19 protein-coding genes are annotated in these 16,908 nt (G+C 64.2%); 8 read left to right on the forward strand and 11 right to left on the reverse strand.

What is annotated here, in order from left to right:
- Nucleotides 1–53: 53 nt before the first annotated feature.
- From IVB50_RS24615 to IVB50_RS24625, 3 genes are all read right to left on the reverse strand, one after another.
- Nucleotides 54–797, reverse strand: a complete 744-nt coding sequence (locus IVB50_RS24615; protein WP_247297513.1) for an SDR family NAD(P)-dependent oxidoreductase — start codon at nt 795–797, stop codon at nt 54–56.
- 215 nt (nt 798–1,012) lie between these two features.
- Nucleotides 1,013–1,423: an SMI1/KNR4 family protein gene (locus IVB50_RS24620; protein WP_247297514.1), complete on the reverse strand. Its 411-nt coding sequence runs from the start codon at nt 1,421–1,423 to the stop codon at nt 1,013–1,015.
- Between the two features lie 76 nt (nt 1,424–1,499).
- Nucleotides 1,500–2,036: a hypothetical protein gene (locus tag IVB50_RS24625; protein ID WP_247297516.1), complete on the reverse strand. Its 537-nt coding sequence runs from the start codon at nt 2,034–2,036 to the stop codon at nt 1,500–1,502.
- Between the two features lie 117 nt (nt 2,037–2,153).
- Here IVB50_RS24625 and IVB50_RS24630 point away from each other — a divergent pair, with 117 nt between their 5' ends.
- Nucleotides 2,154–2,546: a VOC family protein gene (locus IVB50_RS24630; protein WP_247297518.1), complete on the forward strand. Its 393-nt coding sequence runs from the start codon at nt 2,154–2,156 to the stop codon at nt 2,544–2,546.
- An 84-nt stretch (nt 2,547–2,630) separates the two neighbouring features.
- Here the strand turns inward: IVB50_RS24630 and guaA are convergent, their stop codons facing one another.
- Complete coding sequence (gene guaA, locus IVB50_RS24635; RefSeq protein ID WP_247297520.1) at nt 2,631–4,229, reverse strand: glutamine-hydrolyzing GMP synthase; 1,599 nt, start codon at nt 4,227–4,229, stop codon at nt 2,631–2,633.
- A 147-nt stretch (nt 4,230–4,376) separates the two neighbouring features.
- On the opposite strand from guaA, the gene IVB50_RS24640 reads away from it, so the two are divergent.
- Nucleotides 4,377–4,748 carry a nuclear transport factor 2 family protein gene (locus tag IVB50_RS24640; RefSeq protein ID WP_247297523.1) on the forward strand — a complete coding sequence of 124 codons (372 nt, stop codon included), beginning with the start codon at nt 4,377–4,379 and terminating at the stop codon, nt 4,746–4,748.
- Nucleotides 4,749–4,788: 40 nt separating this feature from the next.
- On the opposite strand, the gene IVB50_RS24645 is transcribed toward IVB50_RS24640, so the two are convergent.
- On the reverse strand, nt 4,789–5,241 hold the full coding sequence (locus tag IVB50_RS24645) for a helix-turn-helix domain-containing protein (RefSeq protein ID WP_247297525.1): 453 nt from the start codon (nt 5,239–5,241) through the stop codon (nt 4,789–4,791).
- A gap of 182 nt (nt 5,242–5,423) precedes the next feature.
- Between IVB50_RS24645 and IVB50_RS24650 the strand changes: the two genes are divergently transcribed.
- The 3 genes from IVB50_RS24650 to IVB50_RS24660 all read left to right on the forward strand — a co-directional run bounded on the left by IVB50_RS24650 (nt 5,424) and on the right by IVB50_RS24660 (nt 7,507).
- Nucleotides 5,424–6,608: an MFS transporter gene (locus IVB50_RS24650; RefSeq protein ID WP_247297683.1), complete on the forward strand. Its 1,185-nt coding sequence runs from the start codon at nt 5,424–5,426 to the stop codon at nt 6,606–6,608.
- A gap of 97 nt (nt 6,609–6,705) precedes the next feature.
- The gene (locus IVB50_RS24655) at nt 6,706–7,038 is read left to right on the forward strand and encodes a DHCW motif cupin fold protein (RefSeq protein WP_018459194.1); all 333 of its coding nucleotides are present in this window, start codon (nt 6,706–6,708) and stop codon (nt 7,036–7,038) included.
- 259 nt (nt 7,039–7,297) lie between these two features.
- Nucleotides 7,298–7,507: a cold-shock protein gene (locus IVB50_RS24660; protein WP_007592195.1), complete on the forward strand. Its 210-nt coding sequence runs from the start codon at nt 7,298–7,300 to the stop codon at nt 7,505–7,507.
- Between the two features lie 133 nt (nt 7,508–7,640).
- On the opposite strand, the gene IVB50_RS24665 is transcribed toward IVB50_RS24660, so the two are convergent.
- On the reverse strand, nt 7,641–8,939 hold the full coding sequence (locus tag IVB50_RS24665) for an RsmB/NOP family class I SAM-dependent RNA methyltransferase (protein WP_085352855.1): 1,299 nt from the start codon (nt 8,937–8,939) through the stop codon (nt 7,641–7,643).
- A 34-nt stretch (nt 8,940–8,973) separates the two neighbouring features.
- The gene (locus IVB50_RS24670; protein WP_026233755.1) at nt 8,974–9,396 is read right to left on the reverse strand and encodes an MAPEG family protein; all 423 of its coding nucleotides are present in this window, start codon (nt 9,394–9,396) and stop codon (nt 8,974–8,976) included.
- 168 nt (nt 9,397–9,564) lie between these two features.
- Between IVB50_RS24670 and IVB50_RS24675 the strand changes: the two genes are divergently transcribed.
- Together IVB50_RS24675 and IVB50_RS24680 are read left to right on the forward strand one after the other, a co-directional pair.
- The gene (locus tag IVB50_RS24675; protein ID WP_247297527.1) at nt 9,565–10,236 is read left to right on the forward strand and encodes an acriflavin resistance protein; all 672 of its coding nucleotides are present in this window, start codon (nt 9,565–9,567) and stop codon (nt 10,234–10,236) included.
- Nucleotides 10,237–10,306: 70 nt separating this feature from the next.
- On the forward strand, nt 10,307–11,149 hold the full coding sequence (locus tag IVB50_RS24680; RefSeq protein WP_247297530.1) for a metallophosphoesterase: 843 nt from the start codon (nt 10,307–10,309) through the stop codon (nt 11,147–11,149).
- A 16-nt stretch (nt 11,150–11,165) separates the two neighbouring features.
- On the opposite strand, the gene IVB50_RS24685 is transcribed toward IVB50_RS24680, so the two are convergent.
- The 3 genes from IVB50_RS24685 to guaB all read right to left on the reverse strand — a co-directional run bounded on the left by IVB50_RS24685 (nt 11,166) and on the right by guaB (nt 14,337).
- Nucleotides 11,166–11,456, reverse strand: a complete 291-nt coding sequence (locus tag IVB50_RS24685; protein WP_026233756.1) for a hypothetical protein — start codon at nt 11,454–11,456, stop codon at nt 11,166–11,168.
- A 149-nt stretch (nt 11,457–11,605) separates the two neighbouring features.
- Nucleotides 11,606–12,628, reverse strand: coding sequence for an NADP-dependent oxidoreductase (locus tag IVB50_RS24690; RefSeq protein ID WP_085395926.1), 1,023 nt, complete (start codon nt 12,626–12,628; stop codon nt 11,606–11,608).
- Between the two features lie 218 nt (nt 12,629–12,846).
- A complete protein-coding gene (gene guaB, locus IVB50_RS24695) occupies nt 12,847–14,337 on the reverse strand; it encodes an IMP dehydrogenase (protein WP_007609139.1) in 1,491 nt (496 codons plus the stop codon).
- 384 nt (nt 14,338–14,721) lie between these two features.
- Between guaB and IVB50_RS24700 the strand changes: the two genes are divergently transcribed.
- Complete coding sequence (locus IVB50_RS24700; protein ID WP_247297531.1) at nt 14,722–16,212, forward strand: MFS transporter; 1,491 nt, start codon at nt 14,722–14,724, stop codon at nt 16,210–16,212.
- On the opposite strand, the gene IVB50_RS24705 is transcribed toward IVB50_RS24700, so the two are convergent.
- Nucleotides 16,209–16,907 (reverse strand): RlmE family RNA methyltransferase, encoded by a 699-nt coding sequence (locus tag IVB50_RS24705; protein WP_247297532.1) that lies wholly within the window; start codon nt 16,905–16,907, stop codon nt 16,209–16,211. The genes IVB50_RS24700 and IVB50_RS24705 overlap by 4 nt on opposite strands.
- Between the last annotated feature and the right edge of the window lies 1 nt (nt 16,908).

Genomic DNA, 16,908 nt, shown 5'->3' on the forward strand with positions numbered 1-16,908 from the left:
CTTCGGATGCAGCAAATACCTGAATGTTAGTTACCCAACCATGGCGGCCGGGCTCAGGCCTGTTGGGTGGGATAAAGCGTGAGGATGTTGACGTTGACCCTGCGCGGTTGCGTCACCGCGTAGAGGATGGCCGCGGCGATGTCCTCGCTTTCGAGTTGCTCCATATCTCCCAGTCTCGTCTCCACCGCCTGGCGGACATCGGGACGCATCTGCGCGACAAACTCGGTCTTGACGGCCCCGGGCTCGATCGTCGTGACGCGAATGCCGTCCTTCCCGACCTCGCGTCGAAGCGATTCCGCCATGGCGCTGGCAGCATGCTTTGTGCCGGAATAGACAGTCGAGGCATGGATATAGCGTCCGGTGCCGGATGAGAGGATTACGATGTGTCCCGAACCCTGCCGCTTCATCGCGGGCAACGCGGCATGTATCGGGTAGAGCACCCCCAGGAAGTTCACGTCAATCATCTGACGGTATTCAGCCGTCGTGGTGTTCTGGAACGGCGCCGCGACGCCAACACCAGCGATGCAGAGCAGCATGTCGAGCCCACCAAGCTCCTCGACAGCGCGCCGCACCATCGCCGTGACTTGTGCCTCGTCCGAAACATCGACTTCGAGCGGAAGCGCTTGGCCGCCGGCTTGGCGGATCCGCTCCGCAAGATCACCCAAGCGCTGCATGCGCCGGGCTGCGATCGCCACGCGCGCACCCTCGCCCGCCAGAGCCAGGGCTGTCGCCGCTCCAATCCCCGATGACGCTCCGGTCACCAGCGCGACTTTGCCGGTCAGTTTGCCTGTACTCATGCGATGTCTCCGTTCGTCTTGCTCCCGCAGCTCACAGCATTGAATGACTTCTTGACAAAATCGCGGTGCGGCTTGTGCGGAGCGGACGCATACCAGGATCAGAGGCGAGGCTGGCCCGCAGCGGCAGCCTCAAACCCCACTACAGCAACTCCAAACCGGCCGCGCAGTATCGGATCTGACGGTGAAGTTGATCGTCATCGCCCACGCGCGTGCCGCTAGGAATCGGGGACCAGAGCAGCGAGAAACTCCGGGAAGCTCGTCGCGACCAACTCCACGCGGTCCTCGCCAGGCTCCTGTTCGTGATCCCACCAATAAACGGCTCCGGTGCTCGGACCCGTGCGGCAATCCAAAAGGTAGAGGTTACCACCTTGGTCTTGGCCAACTGGCAACATCCCTTCGGGAAGGACGTCGCCAACCAGTTCATAACAATGATCGAGCTGGAGGTAACTTTCAGCGTCGCCGATTTCGAGGATGCAGCTCACATCCCAGTAGTCTGGACTGGTCGAGACGACCAGAACCGGACGAGACGGCTCTTCCCTGTGTGACCGCAGGAAGGCGCGATACGCCACGGGCAAGCTGGCCCCAAGCGCTGCTTCCAAGTTCTCAATTCGTCGTTCGGCGTCCATAACGCGATGCTAGCGCTCGGCCCGCTCTGGCTCAATCGTCATCCCGCCCTCGTTCTTGAGCTTTCGGTCAGCCGGATCACTTTTTAGCCGTGCCGTCAGATGGCTGCTCTGCCGACCCGCCGATTTTCTTCGCGACCACATAGATGTCGACGCCGCTCATCGAGCATTCCTCGCTTGATGCCTGGTTTTTCGTGATGACCTCGATCGTCTTGCCATCCTTGGTGTGAAACGTGATGTCATAAACCTGCTGGTAGAGGTCTTTGCCGATCTTTTCTGACGCGAGACGAACGGTCTTGGTCTGCGCCTCGATCACTGATGGGATATCGATCAGGCCGGCGTTCTTGAGGTGCACGAGGGCCATGTTGGTGGGCCAACTCGCGCAGTCCGGAGACTTCGCCAGAGCCCCCGCAGCCGGCATGGCGAATATTGCCGCCATCACCACTTTCAACGCGGCGCGCATCAATGCAACACCTTGACGGTGTGGTCGCCACTTCCACGGATCGGCTCGCGCCTCTTGATGGGCGGGACGGCAACGTACATGCTGTCGCTGTCGCCGCGCTTGTAAAGCTTCTCGCCAGGCTTGAGCTTCTGAAGTCCCCGCATCGGTCAACACGGTATTCTCCGTTCGGTTCGCCGCCAGATACCATCATAGTACTGCTTCATATTCTCGAATACGTTGTTATCTTTTGTCAAAAGAAACTCGACTGACCAGTCAACGGATGCCCTGCGAATGAAAAGCTTGAACAATCTAGAGTGCGTGACTCTCTTCGTCGACGACCTCGCGCGCGCGAGGGCATTCTACGAGGCCGTGTTCGACGCCAAGCCGATCTATTCCGACGCAGTATGCAGCGTGATCGGGCTCGGTGGCGTAATGGTCAATTTGCTACAGGAGACGGAGGCACTGCAGCTCGTGCAGCCGGTGGTGCCGGCTGCTTCGAGCGCCGGACCTCGCATGCTCATGACCATTCAAGTCGGCGATGTCGATGAGGCGTGCGCGAGGCTCCGGCAAAGCGGTGTGCACTTGGTGAACGGCCCTATCGATCGTCCCTGGGGTCGCCGCACCGCCGCCTTTTCCGACCCATCCGGTCATATGTGGGAGATCGCACAGGAGATACCCTCCTAGAATCCGTCATCCGCGCCGGGACTTCTGCACCAAAGCGATTCTCATTGGCGAGTGGCAGAGCATTGCTCCGATGGTAGCTATTCCCTACTCCCACTCAATTGTCCCCGGCGGCTTGCTCGTCACGTCGTACACCACCCGGTTCACGCCCTTCACCTCGTTGATGATGCGCGTGGCGGTCTCGCCGAGAAACTTCATGTCGAACTGATAGAAGTCCGCGGTCATGCCGTCGGTGGAGGTGACGGCGCGCAGGCCCACCACGAAGTCGTAGGTGCGGCCGTCGCCCATGACGCCCACCGTCTTCACGGGCAGCAGCACGGCGAAGGCTTGCCAGATATCGTCGTAGAGGCCGTGTTTGCGGATCTGGTCGATGTAGACGGCGTCGGCCTTGCGCAGGATGTCGAGCTTTTCGCGGGTGATGTCGCCGGGGCAGCGGATGGCGAGGCCGGGGCCTGGGAACGGATGGCGGCCGACGAAGATTTCGGGCAGGCCGAGCTCGCGCCCTAGCTTGCGGACCTCGTCCTTGAACAGCTCGCGCAGGGGTTCGACCAGCTTCATGTTCATGCGCTCGGGGAGACCGCCGACATTGTGGTGCGACTTGATCGTCACCGACGGGCCGCCGGTGAAGGAGACGCTCTCTATCACATCAGGATAGAGCGTGCCTTGCGCCAGGAAGTCAGCGCCGCCGATCTTCTTGGCCTCCGCCTCGAACACCTCGATGAAGAGGCGCCCGATGGTCTTGCGCTTCACTTCCGGGTCGGTGACACCTTCGAGCTCGCCGAGAAATTGCTTCGAGGCATCCACGTGCACGAGCGGGATGTTGTAGTGGTGGCGGAACAGGTCGACCACGGTCTTGGCTTCGTCAAGGCGCAGCATGCCGTGATCGACGAACACGCAGGTGAGCTGCTCGCCGATGGCTTCGTGGATCAGCACGGCCGCGACGGCGGAATCGACTCCGCCGGACAGGCCGCAGAGCACCCTGCCCTTGCCGACCTGGGTGCGGATCTTCGCGATCTCCTCCTCGCGGAAGGCGCGCATGGTCCAGTCGCCGGAAAGGCCCGCGATCTTGCGAACGAAATTGCGGATCAGTTTGGCGCCGTCGGGCGTGTGCACCACTTCCGGGTGGAACATCAGGCCGTAATATTTGCGCGTCTCGTCCTGGATGATGGCGAACGGCGCGTTCGGCGAGGTGCCGGCCACCGAGAAGCCCGGCGGCATCTTGGTGATGCGGTCGCCATGGCTCATCCAGACCTGGTTCTTGCCGCCTGGCGACCAGACGTCCTCGAACAGCTTGCTCGGCGCTTTCACCTCGACATCGGCGCGGCCGAATTCGCGGTGATGGCCGCCCTCGACCGTGCCCCCGAGCTGCTCCGCCATGGCCATCTGGCCGTAGCAGATGCCCATCACCGGCACGCCGGAATCGAAGATCGCTTGCGGGGCGCGGGGCGAGCCGGCCTCATGCACCGATTCAGGGCCGCCGGAGAGAATCACCGCCTTCGGCTTCATCTCGTTGAAGGCTTGTTCGGCCTTGTTGAACGGGACGATCTCGCAATAGACGCCGTCCTCGCGCACGCGACGCGCAATGAGCTGCGTCACCTGGCTGCCGAAGTCGACGATGAGAATCTTGTCATGCGCCGAGGCCACGGAGGGCGTCGACGCGGAGCGGTCGGTCTGTGCTGCTGTCATGGCAAGCAGATACGCGACGGGGGCTTTTCCCGCAACCGCGCGGGCCGCGCGCCCACATTCTTCTTTGGGTATGGACAAATCGATATAGGTAAGTATTATTGACCTATATGGCCCGCCACTCACCAAGGGCCGATCAGGGAGAACGCCATGCCAAACCATCATCAGCCGTCATCGCTTGCAGAGCTCGGCCGCACCTGGATCGAGGCCTGGAATACCGGCGATCTCGAGCGCGTGCTCACGCTCTATGACGAGGACACCGTGATGACCTCGGACCGCATCCCCGCGATGGGATTCGATGAAAGCGGCACCGTGCGCGGAAAGGATGCGTTGCGCGCCTATTGGGGCAAGGCGCTCGCCCTGTTGCCTAATCTGCATTTCTCGCTGATCGAATTGTTCGTCAGCCCTGATAGCGTGGTGGTGTTCTACGAGAACGAGCGGGGAAAGCGGATCTGCGAATATCTGCGGGTGAACGCGGCCGGAAAGATCGTGCAGGGATCGGCGAATCATCCGGTGCCCTGATCGCGCTTCTAGCTCGAGGACGCACCAAGGCCGACGCGAATCAGCGCTTGCGCAGACCGGCCTTTCTCACCTTGGTATCGGACCATGCCAGCGGACGGCCGGCCCGCGACGGAAGCACGAGCTTCCCGACCGGCTGGCCCGTCTCGTCCACCAGGTCCGAATGGACTTCGCCGCGCGCGTAGAGATTCGCTTCGCCCCATTGGCGCAAGCTGACCACGACTGGAAACAGCTCGCGCCCCCTCTTGGTCAGCGCATATTCCCGATAGGCGCTGCCGTCGGAGGCCGGAATCAGTTCGAGCACGCCAAGCTCCACCAGCCTGTGCAGCCGCGCAGTGAGCATGCCCTTGGCGATGCCGAGGTTCTTCTGGAAATCGCCAAATCGACGCAGCCCGTCGAAGGCATCGCGCACGATCAGAAGCGACCAAATGTCCCCAACTGCGTCCAGTGCACGCGCCACCGGGCAGTCAGCCTCGGCAAAACCGGTCCGCTTCATTCGCCGCCCTCCAAACTGGTCTTAAAATAGGACTGGACAGTACGGTGTGCAACTGGTCTTATTTTAAGACTAGATAGAACGTGCCGGAGACGACAATGACAATCCACGATGCCGCCACAGCCGGACCGACCAACGCCGACGAAAAGGCCGACGATGACGCCGGGCGCGGGCTCTCGCGCGGGATGGCGATGCTGCTGGCGCTGACCTGCGGCCTGAGCGTCGCCAATATCTACTTCGCGCAGCCGCTGCTCGATGCCATGGCGCGCGATCTCGGCATCGACCCCGCCGCGATCGGGATGGTGGTGACCTTCACCCAGATCGGCTACGCGTTCGGCCTGATCCTGATCGTGCCGCTCGGCGACCTCTGGGATCGCCGCCGCCTGATCGTCGGCCAGACCGTGCTGTCGGCGATCGGCCTCGTCATCGTCGGCACGGCGGCGCATGCCGCCGTGCTGCTTGTGGGAATGGCGCTAGTCGGCATGCTCGCCGTCGTCGTCCAGGTCCTCGTCGCCTTTGCCGCGACGCTGGCCAAACCGGACGGGCGCGGCCGCGCGATCGGCACCGTCACGAGCGGCGTCGTCGCCGGCATCCTGCTGGCGCGGTTCGCCTCGGGCGCGCTGGCCGATTTCGGCGGCTGGCGAATGGTCTACCTGGTCTCGGCCGGCCTCATGCTGGCCATGGCGGCGCTGCTCCTGCGCGTGCTGCCGCGCGGCCGGCAGTCGGCGCTGGCCCGATCCTCTTATCTGTCGCTGTTGCGCTCAACCGCCTCGCTGTTTGTCGAGGAGCCGATACTGCGCGAGCGCGCGTTGTTTGCGTTTCTGATCTTCGCCAATCTCAACGTGTTCTGGACGTCGATCGTGCTGCCGCTCTCGGCGCCTCCCTTCGCGCTGTCGCATACCACCATCGGATTGCTCGGCGTCGCCGGGTTCGCCGGAGCGCTCGCGGCGCGCAATGCCGGGCGGCTTGCCGATCTCGGATGGGCCCAGCGGACCACCGGGCTGTCACTGCTGCTGATGCTGGGTGCCTGGGCTCCGATCGCCTGCCTGCAAAGCTCGCTCTGGCTGGTCGTCGCCGGCGCGATCGTGCTGGATCTGGGACTCCAGGCCGTGCACGTGACGAGCCAGAGCCTGATCATCGCCGTGCGGCCCGACGCGGCGAGCCGACTGGTGGGCGGTTACATGGTGTTCTACTCGGTCGGAAGCGCGATTGGCGCGATCGCGTCGACGATGGTGTACGCGATGGCCGGCTGGTCCGGCGTCTGCGTGCTCGGCGCGGGAATCAGTGCCGCCGCGCTGCTGGTCTGGGTCATCATCGCAAGCAGGATGCCGGTGACCGCACATTGCGCGCTGATGCATGGGCAAAAATAAGGGCCGAAAACAATAAGAACTGTAAAGTAAAAATGAGGACTACCGCGGGAGCATCCGATAGTAACGGCACTGCCGTCGCCGCCCCAGGATCACCATCATGAAGCTCCCCACCTCCCCTTTCACCGTCACCGACTGGAGCAAGGTCGAGCCGACCGTCCATCCCGGCGAGACCGGGCAAGCCCAGTGGCGTACGCTCGACATCGGCGATCTCCGGGTGCGGATGGTCGAGTATTCGCCGGGCTATCTCGCCGACCATTGGTGCGACCGCGGCCACGTGCTGTACGTGCTGCAGGGCGAGCTCGACAGCGAGCTGCGCGACGGCCGCAAGTTCAAGCTCACGGCGGGGATGAGCTACCAGGTCTCGGATTTCGGCGATGCAGCGCACCGGTCCTCGACGGCGACGGGGGCGACGCTGTTTATCGTCGATTGAGGCGCCCCGGAAGGGTTAATTTGCACCGCAAAATAGCAAAATTCGGCGACATCCCGAGCGGCGGGTGGTGCCTTGAAGTGGCCCCAAAATCTCGCTATATTGTGATCATCGATACTTGGCCGAACGACTGGGCCGCTTCGCTTCGTTGCTGACGGGCGCGCACGCTTCAGATGATTTCTCCAACATCGACTGATCAGGACTATGGGCGCAATAGTGCGTACCGGTCCGCGTGTTAACTTCTTAAGCAAAGGAAATTCCCATGGCTATGGGCACCGTGAAGTGGTTCAACAATCAAAAGGGCTTTGGTTTCATTCAGCCGGATGACGGCGACAAGGACGTGTTCGTGCACATCAGCGCCGTCGAGCGCGCTGGCCTCTCGACCCTCAACGAAGGTCAGAAGGTCTCGTTCGACATCGTCGCCGATCGTCGCAGCGGCAAGTCCTCGGCTGACAATCTCCGCGTCGGCTAAAGCCCGCGCACCGTTCTGACCACGGACGTACCGGCAGAACGTCGAGTTAGAAAACCCCGCGACCGGGTTCCGGTTCGCGGGGTTCTTGTTTGGTGAGACAGGCGTCGCGTCATCCGCGATGTCGTGGGGTGGGCTATGCCTTCTTCAAGACCGAGACGAAGAACCCGTCCGTCCCCGTCCGCCGCGGCGTCATCAGCCAGCCTTCCGGCGATTGCAGCGCGGCTTGCGCAAACTCCTCGGCCTTGTCCCAGAGCACGCTCGCGGTCTGCTCGGGCGGCACCACAGCGAACTCGGGATGGCGGGCGGTGAACGCCCTCACCTGGTCGCCGTTCTCCTCTGAGAGCACCGAGCAGGTGATGTAGGCGATGCGGCCGCCGGCCTTGAGCAGCGGAACCGCGCGATCGAGCACTGCGGTCTGGTCCCGCAAGCGAATCTCCAGCGCGCCCGGACGCATGCGCCATTTGGCATCGGGATTGCGGCGCCAGGTTCCGGTTCCCGTGCAGGGCGCGTCGATCACGACGAGGTCGGCGGTCGCGCTGATCTCCGCCAGCGGATCGGCCTCGCCCTTGGGCGTGCGCACATCGGCATTGTGGACGCCGGCGCGCGACAGGCGTTCGTGAATGGGCGCAAGTTGCCGCTTGTCGCTGTCGGTCGCGATCAGCCGGCCCTTGCCCTGCATCATCGCGGCGAGCGCCAGCGTCTTGCCGCCGGCCCCCGCACAGAGATCGATCACCTGCTCGCCGGGTTTTGCCGCGGTCAAGGCAGCCGCAAGCTGTGACCCCTCATCCTGCACTTCAATGGCACCCTTGATGAAATCCTCTTCGGCCTGGATACCGGGGTTGCGCGCATCGGCCGAAAGCTCGATGCGCAGGCCGGTTGCGGACCAACGCGTCGGTTTCGCATGAAGGTGAGCAAGCGCCCCCAGCGTCTTGTCGCGATTGGATTTTAACGTGTTGACGCGCAGGTCGAGCGGCGCCCGGCTCGCCATCGCGGCCGCCTCCGCGACGCGTTCGTCGCCGAACGCTTTTGCCAAATACGGATCCAGCCATTCCGGATAGTCACCGGCGATCGCGGCCGGGGCACCTTCAAGCGACCGCGAGGCGAGCGCGGCCTGCTCGGCCTCGGTCAACGGCGCGGGGGCAAAGCGGCTGCCGTCGAACAGCGCGGCCATGGTCGCCGCGTCCATGTTGCGCTCGAGGCGGAGCATGCCGATCAGCCGAGCACGCGCGGTGTCCGAATCCATCAGGTAGGCGCTCGAAGCATAGCGGCGCAGCACGTCCCAGACGAGGCCGGCAATGGCGGCGCGGTCGCCGGATCCGGCGAAGCGGTGCGCGGTGCCCCACTCCTTCAGCGCCTTGGCCGCGGGCACGCGGTCCTTCTCGATGGTGTCGATCAGTTCGATGGCTGCGGACAGCCGGGCAGCGGGAGTCATTTGAATCTTTCAGATCAAATCCGACGGCTAACCGTCAGATCAACAAGAGCATCTTCAGTGCGAAGTAGATCCACATCGCGAGCAGGACGAGCACGCCGGCGAGCCAGATCGTGGAGCGGCGCCCGAGATTGTTGGAGGAGACGAAGATTCCGGCATGGACGAAGCGCGTCACCACGAACACCCAGGACATCAGCACGATGAAGAGATCGGCATGGCGCAACGGGAGCGCCAGCGCGATCAGGGCGTAGAACAGCACCGGCAATTCGAACTGGTTGCGGTAGCAATTGGCGATTTGTGTGGCGCCCTTGGGCCAGTTGGGCTCGCCGAGCGCAATGTCACGGCTCTTGGTCTCGCCGGAGACGAGCGCGCGCCGGCGTCCCAGCGCCATGGCGATCAGGAGCGCGAAGGTGAGACCGACCTGCACGAAGACCGGCAGCAAAACCATTTGAATGGACATCGGAATTTCCCGGGATTTCCCATCCGGCGGAGACCACAGCTAGCGTCCATTAGCGGTCACCGCTGGTCCTGACAATCAACGAGTTGAACCGGCGTTCCCGATGAGGCGACCCACTGTCGACAGTTAAAGCGATTTCCCCCTTTGGGGCGCGCAAGGCGAGAGACCGCCATGAACACCCTCTTCAGCCAGTTCGGCAGCCTGACCGGCGCTTTGACCGAGTCCGCCGACGGCCAGTTCGGCATCCTGATGTCGGCGCTGGCAGGCATCGCGACGGCGCTCGCGGTGGCGCTGGCAATGACGGTCTACTTCCGAATGAGCTATCGGACCTGGCGCGATGTCCTCAGGCATGGCCTCGCTGCGCTCGCCGCCCTCGCTCTGTTTGCGTTTGCCGCCTACGACATGCGCCATGCCACGCTGGCCTATCTCGGCCTCAATCCCTCGAAACCCGCGGTCGAGTTCGAGATCCGCATGCCCAAGGAGACCTTGGCGGCGGCGTCCGACACCCAGATCGAGCTGCATACCGACCGCAACCAGACGCTGGCACTGGTCGAGGGCGTGCGGGAGCTCGGTGATGGCCGCTCCGTGCTGCGTGGCGCGGTACCGCTCAACCACCGCACTGCGGACCGCGTGCTGGTCGTGAACCTGCCCGGCAAGGGCACCTTCGAATTCCGCCTCCGCCTGCCGGCCGAGCCGCATCGCTCCGAACAGTCCGGCGCTCAGTTCGGCCCTCAGTTCGGCCCTCAGTTCGGCCCTTGGCACCTCGCCGACCGCATCGCCTCGCCGCTGGCAAGCCCGGTCGCGCCGCAGGACGCCTACACAATCCGCTATCGCGTGCTTTAAACTTTGTTCGATCGCTGACCGCGGACGCGCCGTCATCGTTCCGACGTCGGGCGTGGCCTATGATCGATCCATGTCCGAATTTCGCCTGACACAGATCTCCGACACCCATCTTGGCCGGCGCTTCCCTGGCCTGATCGCCAACTTCCAGGCGCTCAGCGAGCATATCGACACCGATAGGCCCGATCTCGTTGTCAACACCGGCGACGTCTCGTTCGACGGGCCGACCAGCCGCGACGATGTCGAATTCGCCAAGGGCCTGCACGATGCCCTGCCCGTCGCCTGCCGCTACATCCCCGGCAATCACGACATTGGCGACAATCCGACCGCGATCGGCCCTGCGCCGAAGCCGCCGGTCGCGGAAGCGCATCGTCAGCAATTCCGCGAGATCATCGGCGAGGACCATTGGTCGTTCGAGGCCGCGGGCTGGTGCTTCCTCGGCCTCAACTCGCTGGTGATGAACTCAGGGCTCGCCTTCGAGGCCGAGCAGTTCGATTGGCTTGCTTCGGAAGTTTCGCGCACGAACGGCAAGCCGGTCGCGCTGTTCGTACACAAGCCGGTATTTCTCAACGGGCCCGACGACCCCGAGACGCCGGAGACGTCGATCCGCTATGTGCCGCAGCCGGCCCGCGCGCGGCTGATCGAGATGTTTGCACATGTCGACCTGCGCCTCATCGGCAGCGGTCACGTGCACCAGCGGCGCGACTTTACCTGGCGCCACACCCGCCACGTCTGGGCGCCGTCGGCCGGCTTCAAGATCAACGATGCGCGCCAGGACCGGATCGCGATCAAGGAGGTCGGGCTCGTGGAGTACCGCTTCCAGCCCGACGGCTTCGAGGTTCGCCACGTCAGGGCCGCGGGCCAGGTCGATATCGATATCGAGGAGCTGCTCGCCCAGATGGGCGGTGCGCATTAGCGCCGCCAGTCGCGGCTCAAGCGACGCTTTTGAGATCCTGCTGGATCGCGGCAAGCAAGGACTGCAGCGCGTCGCTGTTCACCGGTTTGGCCCCGGTATTGGCGGGCAGAACATTGGCAGGCCGCGCGGCATTGACCGGGCGCTTGGGGAATGGCGGCGTGGGTGTGGGCATCGCGGATTGCGCGAACACGTCCTCGGTATGGACGAACTTGCCATGGATGACGTCGTCGCGACGGCCCATGACAAACATGGTCGCCCAATAACCGGCAGCCAGCAGGATTACGCAGAAAACAACAAGCTCTAACATCATCGCACCTGAAATATGCGCAATGATTCAATGCCTTCGCGAGCCCGTCAATGAACCGACGGTCACACCTGCGGCTTTTACGGGCGGGTGTGGCCGATCAGTCACTCTTTGTTAACCATACCCGGCCCCGAGGGGGCGAGAGCGGCCGATCAAGCTTTGTCCGGTCCGACCCGCACCAGCTGCTTGCCGAAATTGGCCCCCTTGAGAAGCCCCATGAAGGCTTCGGGCGCGCTCTCCAGGCCCTCGGTGACGAACTCCTTGTACTTGACCTTGCCCTCGCGGACCCAGCCGGACATGTCGCGCAGGAAGTCGCCATGGCGGGAGGCGAAGTCGGAGACGATGAAGCCGCGGAAGGTCAGCCGCTTGGTCAGGGTCGCGCGCATCATGCTGGCGGCCCATTTCGGCGGCTTCGCTTCAGTGTCGTTGTAGTGGGCGATGAGGCCGCAGACGGGTACGCGCGCAAACGCATTGAGCAGCGGGAACACCGCCTCGAACACGGCGCCGCCGACATTCTCAAAATAGACGTCGATACCCTTCGGGCAGGCGTCCTTCAGCTTCGTCGCCAGATCGGGATCGCGGTGATCGATGCAGGCATCGAAGCCGAGCTCCTTCACGACGTAATCGCATTTGTCCTTGCCGCCGGCGATTCCAACCGCGCGTGCGCCCTTGATCTTCGCGATCTGTCCCACGGCCGAGCCGACCGCGCCGGAGGCGCCGGCGACGACGACGGTCTCGCCTTGCTGCGGCTTGCCGATATCGAGCAGGCCCGTGTAGGCGGTCATGCCGGGCATGCCCAGCACGCCGACGGCGGTCGAGATCGGCGCGAGCTTCGGGTCGATCTTGTTCAGCCCCTTGCCGTCGGAGATCGCGTGCGTCTGCCAGCCCGCGCGCGAGAGCACGATGTCACCCTTGGCAAAGTTTGGATTGTTGGAGGCTGCGACCTCGCAGACCGTACCGGCTTCCATCACACCACCGACGGGCACCGGCGTCGCGTAGGACGGACCGTCGCTCATGCGCCCGCGCATATAGGGATCGAGCGAGAGCCAGATCGTGCGCAGCAGGACTTCGCCTGCGGCAGGCGTAGGAACCGCGAATTCCTCGATGCGGAAATCGGACGGCTTTGGCTCCCCGACGGGACGCGCGGCGAGAACGATGCGTTTGCCTTGGGACATGATGGCTTCCTCCTGATTATGCTTCGGCGCGAACGGAAGCGGAGGGAGCGGAGCACGTCAACACAAAAGCACACTCTCGCTGTCATCGCCCCCGAAGGCGGACGATCCAGTAATCCGAGAGGGTCGTGGTAGAGCCGAAAGGCCGCGGCGTACTGGATGCCCCGCCTTCGCGGGGCATGACACCGTCATTTGGGCAATTCCAACGCGCAGCCGCGAGCCTACCCCCCGCCCGGATAGTTCGGCGCCTCGCGCGTGATGGTGACGTCGTGGACGTGGCTTTCGCGCAGGCCCGCGCCGGTGATGCGGACGAACTGGGCCTTGTCGTGCAGGTCCTTCATGTCCTTTGCACCGACATAGCCCATCGCGGCGCGCAGGCCGCCCGCGAGCTGATGCATGACGTTGCCGACCGGGCCCTTGTAAGGCACCTGGCCTTCGATTCCTTCGGGCACGAGCTTGAGCGTGTCCTTGATGTCCTGCTGGAAGTAGCGGTCGGCCGAGCCGCGCGCCATCGCGCCAACCGAGCCCATGCCGCGATAGGCCTTGTAGGAGCGGCCCTGCCACAAGAACACTTCCCCGGGCGTCTCGTCGGTGCCGGCGAGCAGTGAGCCGACCATCGCGATGTCGGCACCGGCAGCGAGCGCTTTGGCAAGGTCTCCGGAAAACTTGATGCCGCCATCGGCAATGACGGGGATGTCCGACTTCTTCGCCGCCTCGACCGCATCCATGATCGCGGTGAGCTGCGGCACGCCGACACCGGCGACGATGCGCGTGGTGCAGATCGAGCCCGGGCCGATGCCGACCTTGATGCAGTCCGCACCCGCATCGATCAGCGCCTGCGCACCCTCCGAGGTCGCGACGTTGCCGGCAACGACCTGCACGGAATTGGACAGGCGCTTGATGCGGTTGACCGCATGGAGCACGTGACGGGAATGGCCGTGCGCGGTGTCGACCACGACGAGATCGACGCCGGCATCGATCAGCCGCTCGGTGCGCTCGAAGCCGCTATCGCCGACCGTGGTGGCGGCGGCGACGCGGAGGCGGCCCTGCGCGTCCTTGCAAGCCAGCGGATGGGCGACCGCCTTCTCCATGTCCTTCACGGTAACCAGGCCGACGCAGCGATACTGCTCGTCGACCACAAGCAGCTTCTCGATGCGATGCTGATGCAGCATCCGCCGCGCCTCGTCCTGGCTGACATTCTCGCGCACCGTGACGAGACCTTCATGGGTCATCAGCTCGGAGATTTTTTGCTGGCGGTCGGTGGCGAAGCGGACGTCGCGGTTGGTGAGAATGCCGACCAGCTTGCCCGGCGTGGACTTGCCCGCACCGGTGACGACGGGAATGCCGGAGATGCCGTGATCGCTCATCAGCTTGAGCGCGTCGTCCAGCGTGGCGTCCGGGCTGATCGTGAGCGGGTTCACCACCATGCCCGACTCGTAGCGCTTGACCTGCCGCACCTGGGCGGCCTGCCCTTCGGGATCGAAATTGCGATGGATCACGCCGATGCCGCCGGCCTGCGCCATGGCGATCGCCATGCGGGCTTCGGTGACCGTGTCCATGGCGGAGGCCATGATCGGGATGTTGAGCGGAATGGCGCGGGTGACGCGGGAGCGGATGTCGACCTCGCCCGGCATGACGTCCGACAGGCCCGGCTTCAGCAGCACGTCGTCGAACGTGAGGGCTTCGCGAATGCCTTGTTGCACCGTGGCCATGTGCCAACTCCTTCCGCGGCCCTGCCGCAAATAGCTATGGATGAGCGCCGCCCTCGGCGTACCTTGCGGCAACGCCGGAGAATCGGAGCCCATCGGTGGGGTTGACGCGGGTCGATAGCACGGGCGGGCGACGAATCAAAGCAATTCGGACCGCCGGCCAGCCATGCACAGGCTTTTTTGGCAAGTTCGGCGGCGGATAGCCTCGCGGCGGCTCGTACCGGCGAACGGTGCCGGCGGATCATCGCAGTCTCCGGCGCAGGGCGCACCCATCTGGGGTCACGCGGGATTTAGGTGCCATGCGTCGATCCGCAATGGTCGCGGCCCAGTGGCGGTGATAAGCCGCAACTCTCGCCCTTCGTTCCCGATGTCCATTACCAATCCGTCATGGTCGACAAGCAACGCATCATTCCGCTGATCGTGGCCACTGCTCTCTTCATGGAGAACATGGACTCGACGGTGATCGCCACGTCGCTGCCCGCGATTGCAGCCGACATCGGCACCAGCCCACTGACGCTCAAGCTCGCGATCACTTCCTATCTGCTGTCGCTTGCGGTCTTCATCCCGGCGAGCGGCTGGACCGCCGACCGGTTCGGCGCGCGCCTGGTGTTTGCGATTGCCGTCGGCGTGTTCATGGTCGGCTCGGTCGGCTGCGCGCTCTCGACATCGGTCACTGATTTCGTGTTCGCGCGCATCCTCCAAGGCATGGGCGGGGCAATGATGACGCCGGTCGGGCGCCTCGTGCTGCTGCGGTCGGTCGACAAAAGCGCGCTGGTCAACGCGATGGCGTGGGTGACGGTCCCTGCCCTGATCGGCCCCGTGATCGGGCCGCCGCTCGGCGGCTTCATCACCACCTACGCGTCATGGCACTGGATCTTCCTGATCAACATCCCGATCGGGCTGCTCGGCATCTTCATGGCCTTGCGCTTCATCGATCCCATCAAAAGCGAGGAACGAGAGCCGTTCGACCTCTACGGCATGGTGCTCGCGGGCCTCGGGCTCGCCGGCATCGCCTTCGGGCTGTCGGTCGCCGGACTCAATCTGCTGCCATGGAGCACGGTTGCCGCCCTGGTCGTCGGCGGATCGATCTCGATGACGCTGTATGTCCTTCACGCGCGGCGAACGGGGTCGCCGGTGCTGGACTTTACGCTGTTGAGACTGCCGACACTGCGTGCGGCCGTTCTCGGCGGCTTCATGTTCCGGCTCGGCATCGGCGCGCTGCCGTTCCTGCTGCCACTGCTGATGCAGATCGGATTCGGCCTCTCGCCGTTCAAGTCCGGCCTCGTCACGTTTGGCTCCTCGCTCGGCGCCATGGGCATGAAGGCGCTGGCCGCGCGCATCATCCGCGCCTTCGGCTTCCGCAACCTGATGACGGTGAACGCGATCATCAGTGCGGTTTTCCTCGCCGCCTGTGCCCTCTTCACCGTGACGACGCCGCTGCTGATCATCATGATCATCCTGGTGGTCGGCGGCTTCTTCCGTTCGCTCGAGTTCACCGCGATCAACACGGTGGCCTATGCCGAGGTCGAGCAGGCGCAGATGAGCCGCGCCACCACGCTCGTCAGCGTCAACCAGCAGCTCGCGGTCTCGGCCGGCGTCGCGGTCGGCGCCGCCTCCGTGGAGACGACGATGTGGTTCAGCCACGTCAGCGAGCTCGACGCCACCGTGTTTGCGCCGGCCTTCGTCGTGGTCGCCCTGACTTCGGCGGCGTCGAGCTGGTTCTTCTGGCAGATGCCCGCCGATGCTGGCCACGAAGTCTCCGGCCGCAAAGCCGTGGAGATCGCGAGCCGCAAAGGTGCCGGCAAGGGCGCGGCCAAGGCGGCCGTCAAGGCCGCGACCGAGGATACGCAGGACGTGCGGGATCAGCGGCTGGGCTAGTGCTCCACCTCGTCGTTGCGAGCCCCCCGAAATCCCGTCGCGAGAACGTAGCGCTCCGAGGAATCCGCACGGCTCGCGGCCGGCTTGACGTGGCGCACCGTGGCGAAATCGCGCTTGAGCTGGGCGAGCAGCTCGGCGTCGGCCCCGCTCTGGAACGCCTTCGCCAGGAAGGTCCCGCCCGGCCTCAGCACATCGCAGGCGAACGCGGCAGCGGTTTCGATCAGGCCGACGATGCGAAGCTGGTCGGTCTTGCGATGACCGGTGGTGTTGGCAGCCATGTCGGACATCACGATGTCGGCGCCGCCGTCGAGCATGGCCTTGAGCTTGTCCGGCGCGTCATTGTCCATGAAGTCGAGCTGTGCGAACTCGACCCCGGCAATCTCGGGGATTTCCAATAGGTCGATCGCGATGACCTTGCCCTTGCCGTCGACCGAGCCGACGCGCTTGGCGGCGATCTGGCTCCAGCCGCCCGGCGCCGCACCGAGATCGACCACAGCCATGCCGTGCTTCAGCAGCCGGTATTTGTCATCGATCTCGAGCAGCTTGAAAGCGGCGCGCGAGCGATAGCCCAGCGCCTTCGCCTTCACCACATAGGGGTCGTTGAGCTGCCGCTCCAGCCAGAGCTTCGACGACAATTTGCGCTTGCCGTGGGTCTTGACCTGGACGTGCAAACGGCCGGTGGTGTCCTTGGCCATC

It is taken from the genome of Bradyrhizobium sp. 87 (assembly GCF_023073015.1).
In the GTDB taxonomy this organism is placed as follows: domain Bacteria; phylum Pseudomonadota; class Alphaproteobacteria; order Rhizobiales; family Xanthobacteraceae; genus Bradyrhizobium; species Bradyrhizobium canariense_D.

Coding starts and splice junctions, on each gene's coding strand:
- IVB50_RS24630 (WP_247297518.1), top strand. CDS start 2,154: ATGAAAAGCTTGAACAATCTAGAGTGCGTGACTCTCTTCGTCGACGAC.
- IVB50_RS24675 (WP_247297527.1), top strand. CDS start 9,565: ATGAACACCCTCTTCAGCCAGTTCGGCAGCCTGACCGGCGCTTTGACC.
- IVB50_RS24685 (WP_026233756.1), bottom strand. CDS start 11,456: ATGTTAGAGCTTGTTGTTTTCTGCGTAATCCTGCTGGCTGCCGGTTAT.
- guaB (WP_007609139.1), bottom strand. CDS start 14,337: ATGGCCACGGTGCAACAAGGCATTCGCGAAGCCCTCACGTTCGACGAC.
- IVB50_RS24690 (WP_085395926.1), bottom strand. CDS start 12,628: ATGTCCCAAGGCAAACGCATCGTTCTCGCCGCGCGTCCCGTCGGGGAG.
- IVB50_RS24640 (WP_247297523.1), top strand. CDS start 4,377: ATGCCAAACCATCATCAGCCGTCATCGCTTGCAGAGCTCGGCCGCACC.
- IVB50_RS24650 (WP_247297683.1), top strand. CDS start 5,424: ATGGCGATGCTGCTGGCGCTGACCTGCGGCCTGAGCGTCGCCAATATC.
- guaA (WP_247297520.1), bottom strand. CDS start 4,229: ATGACAGCAGCACAGACCGACCGCTCCGCGTCGACGCCCTCCGTGGCC.
- IVB50_RS24680 (WP_247297530.1), top strand. CDS start 10,307: ATGTCCGAATTTCGCCTGACACAGATCTCCGACACCCATCTTGGCCGG.
- IVB50_RS24620 (WP_247297514.1), bottom strand. CDS start 1,423: ATGGACGCCGAACGACGAATTGAGAACTTGGAAGCAGCGCTTGGGGCC.
- IVB50_RS24660 (WP_007592195.1), top strand. CDS start 7,298: ATGGCTATGGGCACCGTGAAGTGGTTCAACAATCAAAAGGGCTTTGGT.
- IVB50_RS24655 (WP_018459194.1), top strand. CDS start 6,706: ATGAAGCTCCCCACCTCCCCTTTCACCGTCACCGACTGGAGCAAGGTC.
- IVB50_RS24700 (WP_247297531.1), top strand. CDS start 14,722: ATGGTCGACAAGCAACGCATCATTCCGCTGATCGTGGCCACTGCTCTC.
- IVB50_RS24615 (WP_247297513.1), bottom strand. CDS start 797: ATGAGTACAGGCAAACTGACCGGCAAAGTCGCGCTGGTGACCGGAGCG.
- IVB50_RS24670 (WP_026233755.1), bottom strand. CDS start 9,396: ATGTCCATTCAAATGGTTTTGCTGCCGGTCTTCGTGCAGGTCGGTCTC.
- IVB50_RS24645 (WP_247297525.1), bottom strand. CDS start 5,241: ATGAAGCGGACCGGTTTTGCCGAGGCTGACTGCCCGGTGGCGCGTGCA.
- IVB50_RS24665 (WP_085352855.1), bottom strand. CDS start 8,939: ATGACTCCCGCTGCCCGGCTGTCCGCAGCCATCGAACTGATCGACACC.
- IVB50_RS24705 (WP_247297532.1), bottom strand. CDS start 16,907: ATGGCCAAGGACACCACCGGCCGTTTGCACGTCCAGGTCAAGACCCAC.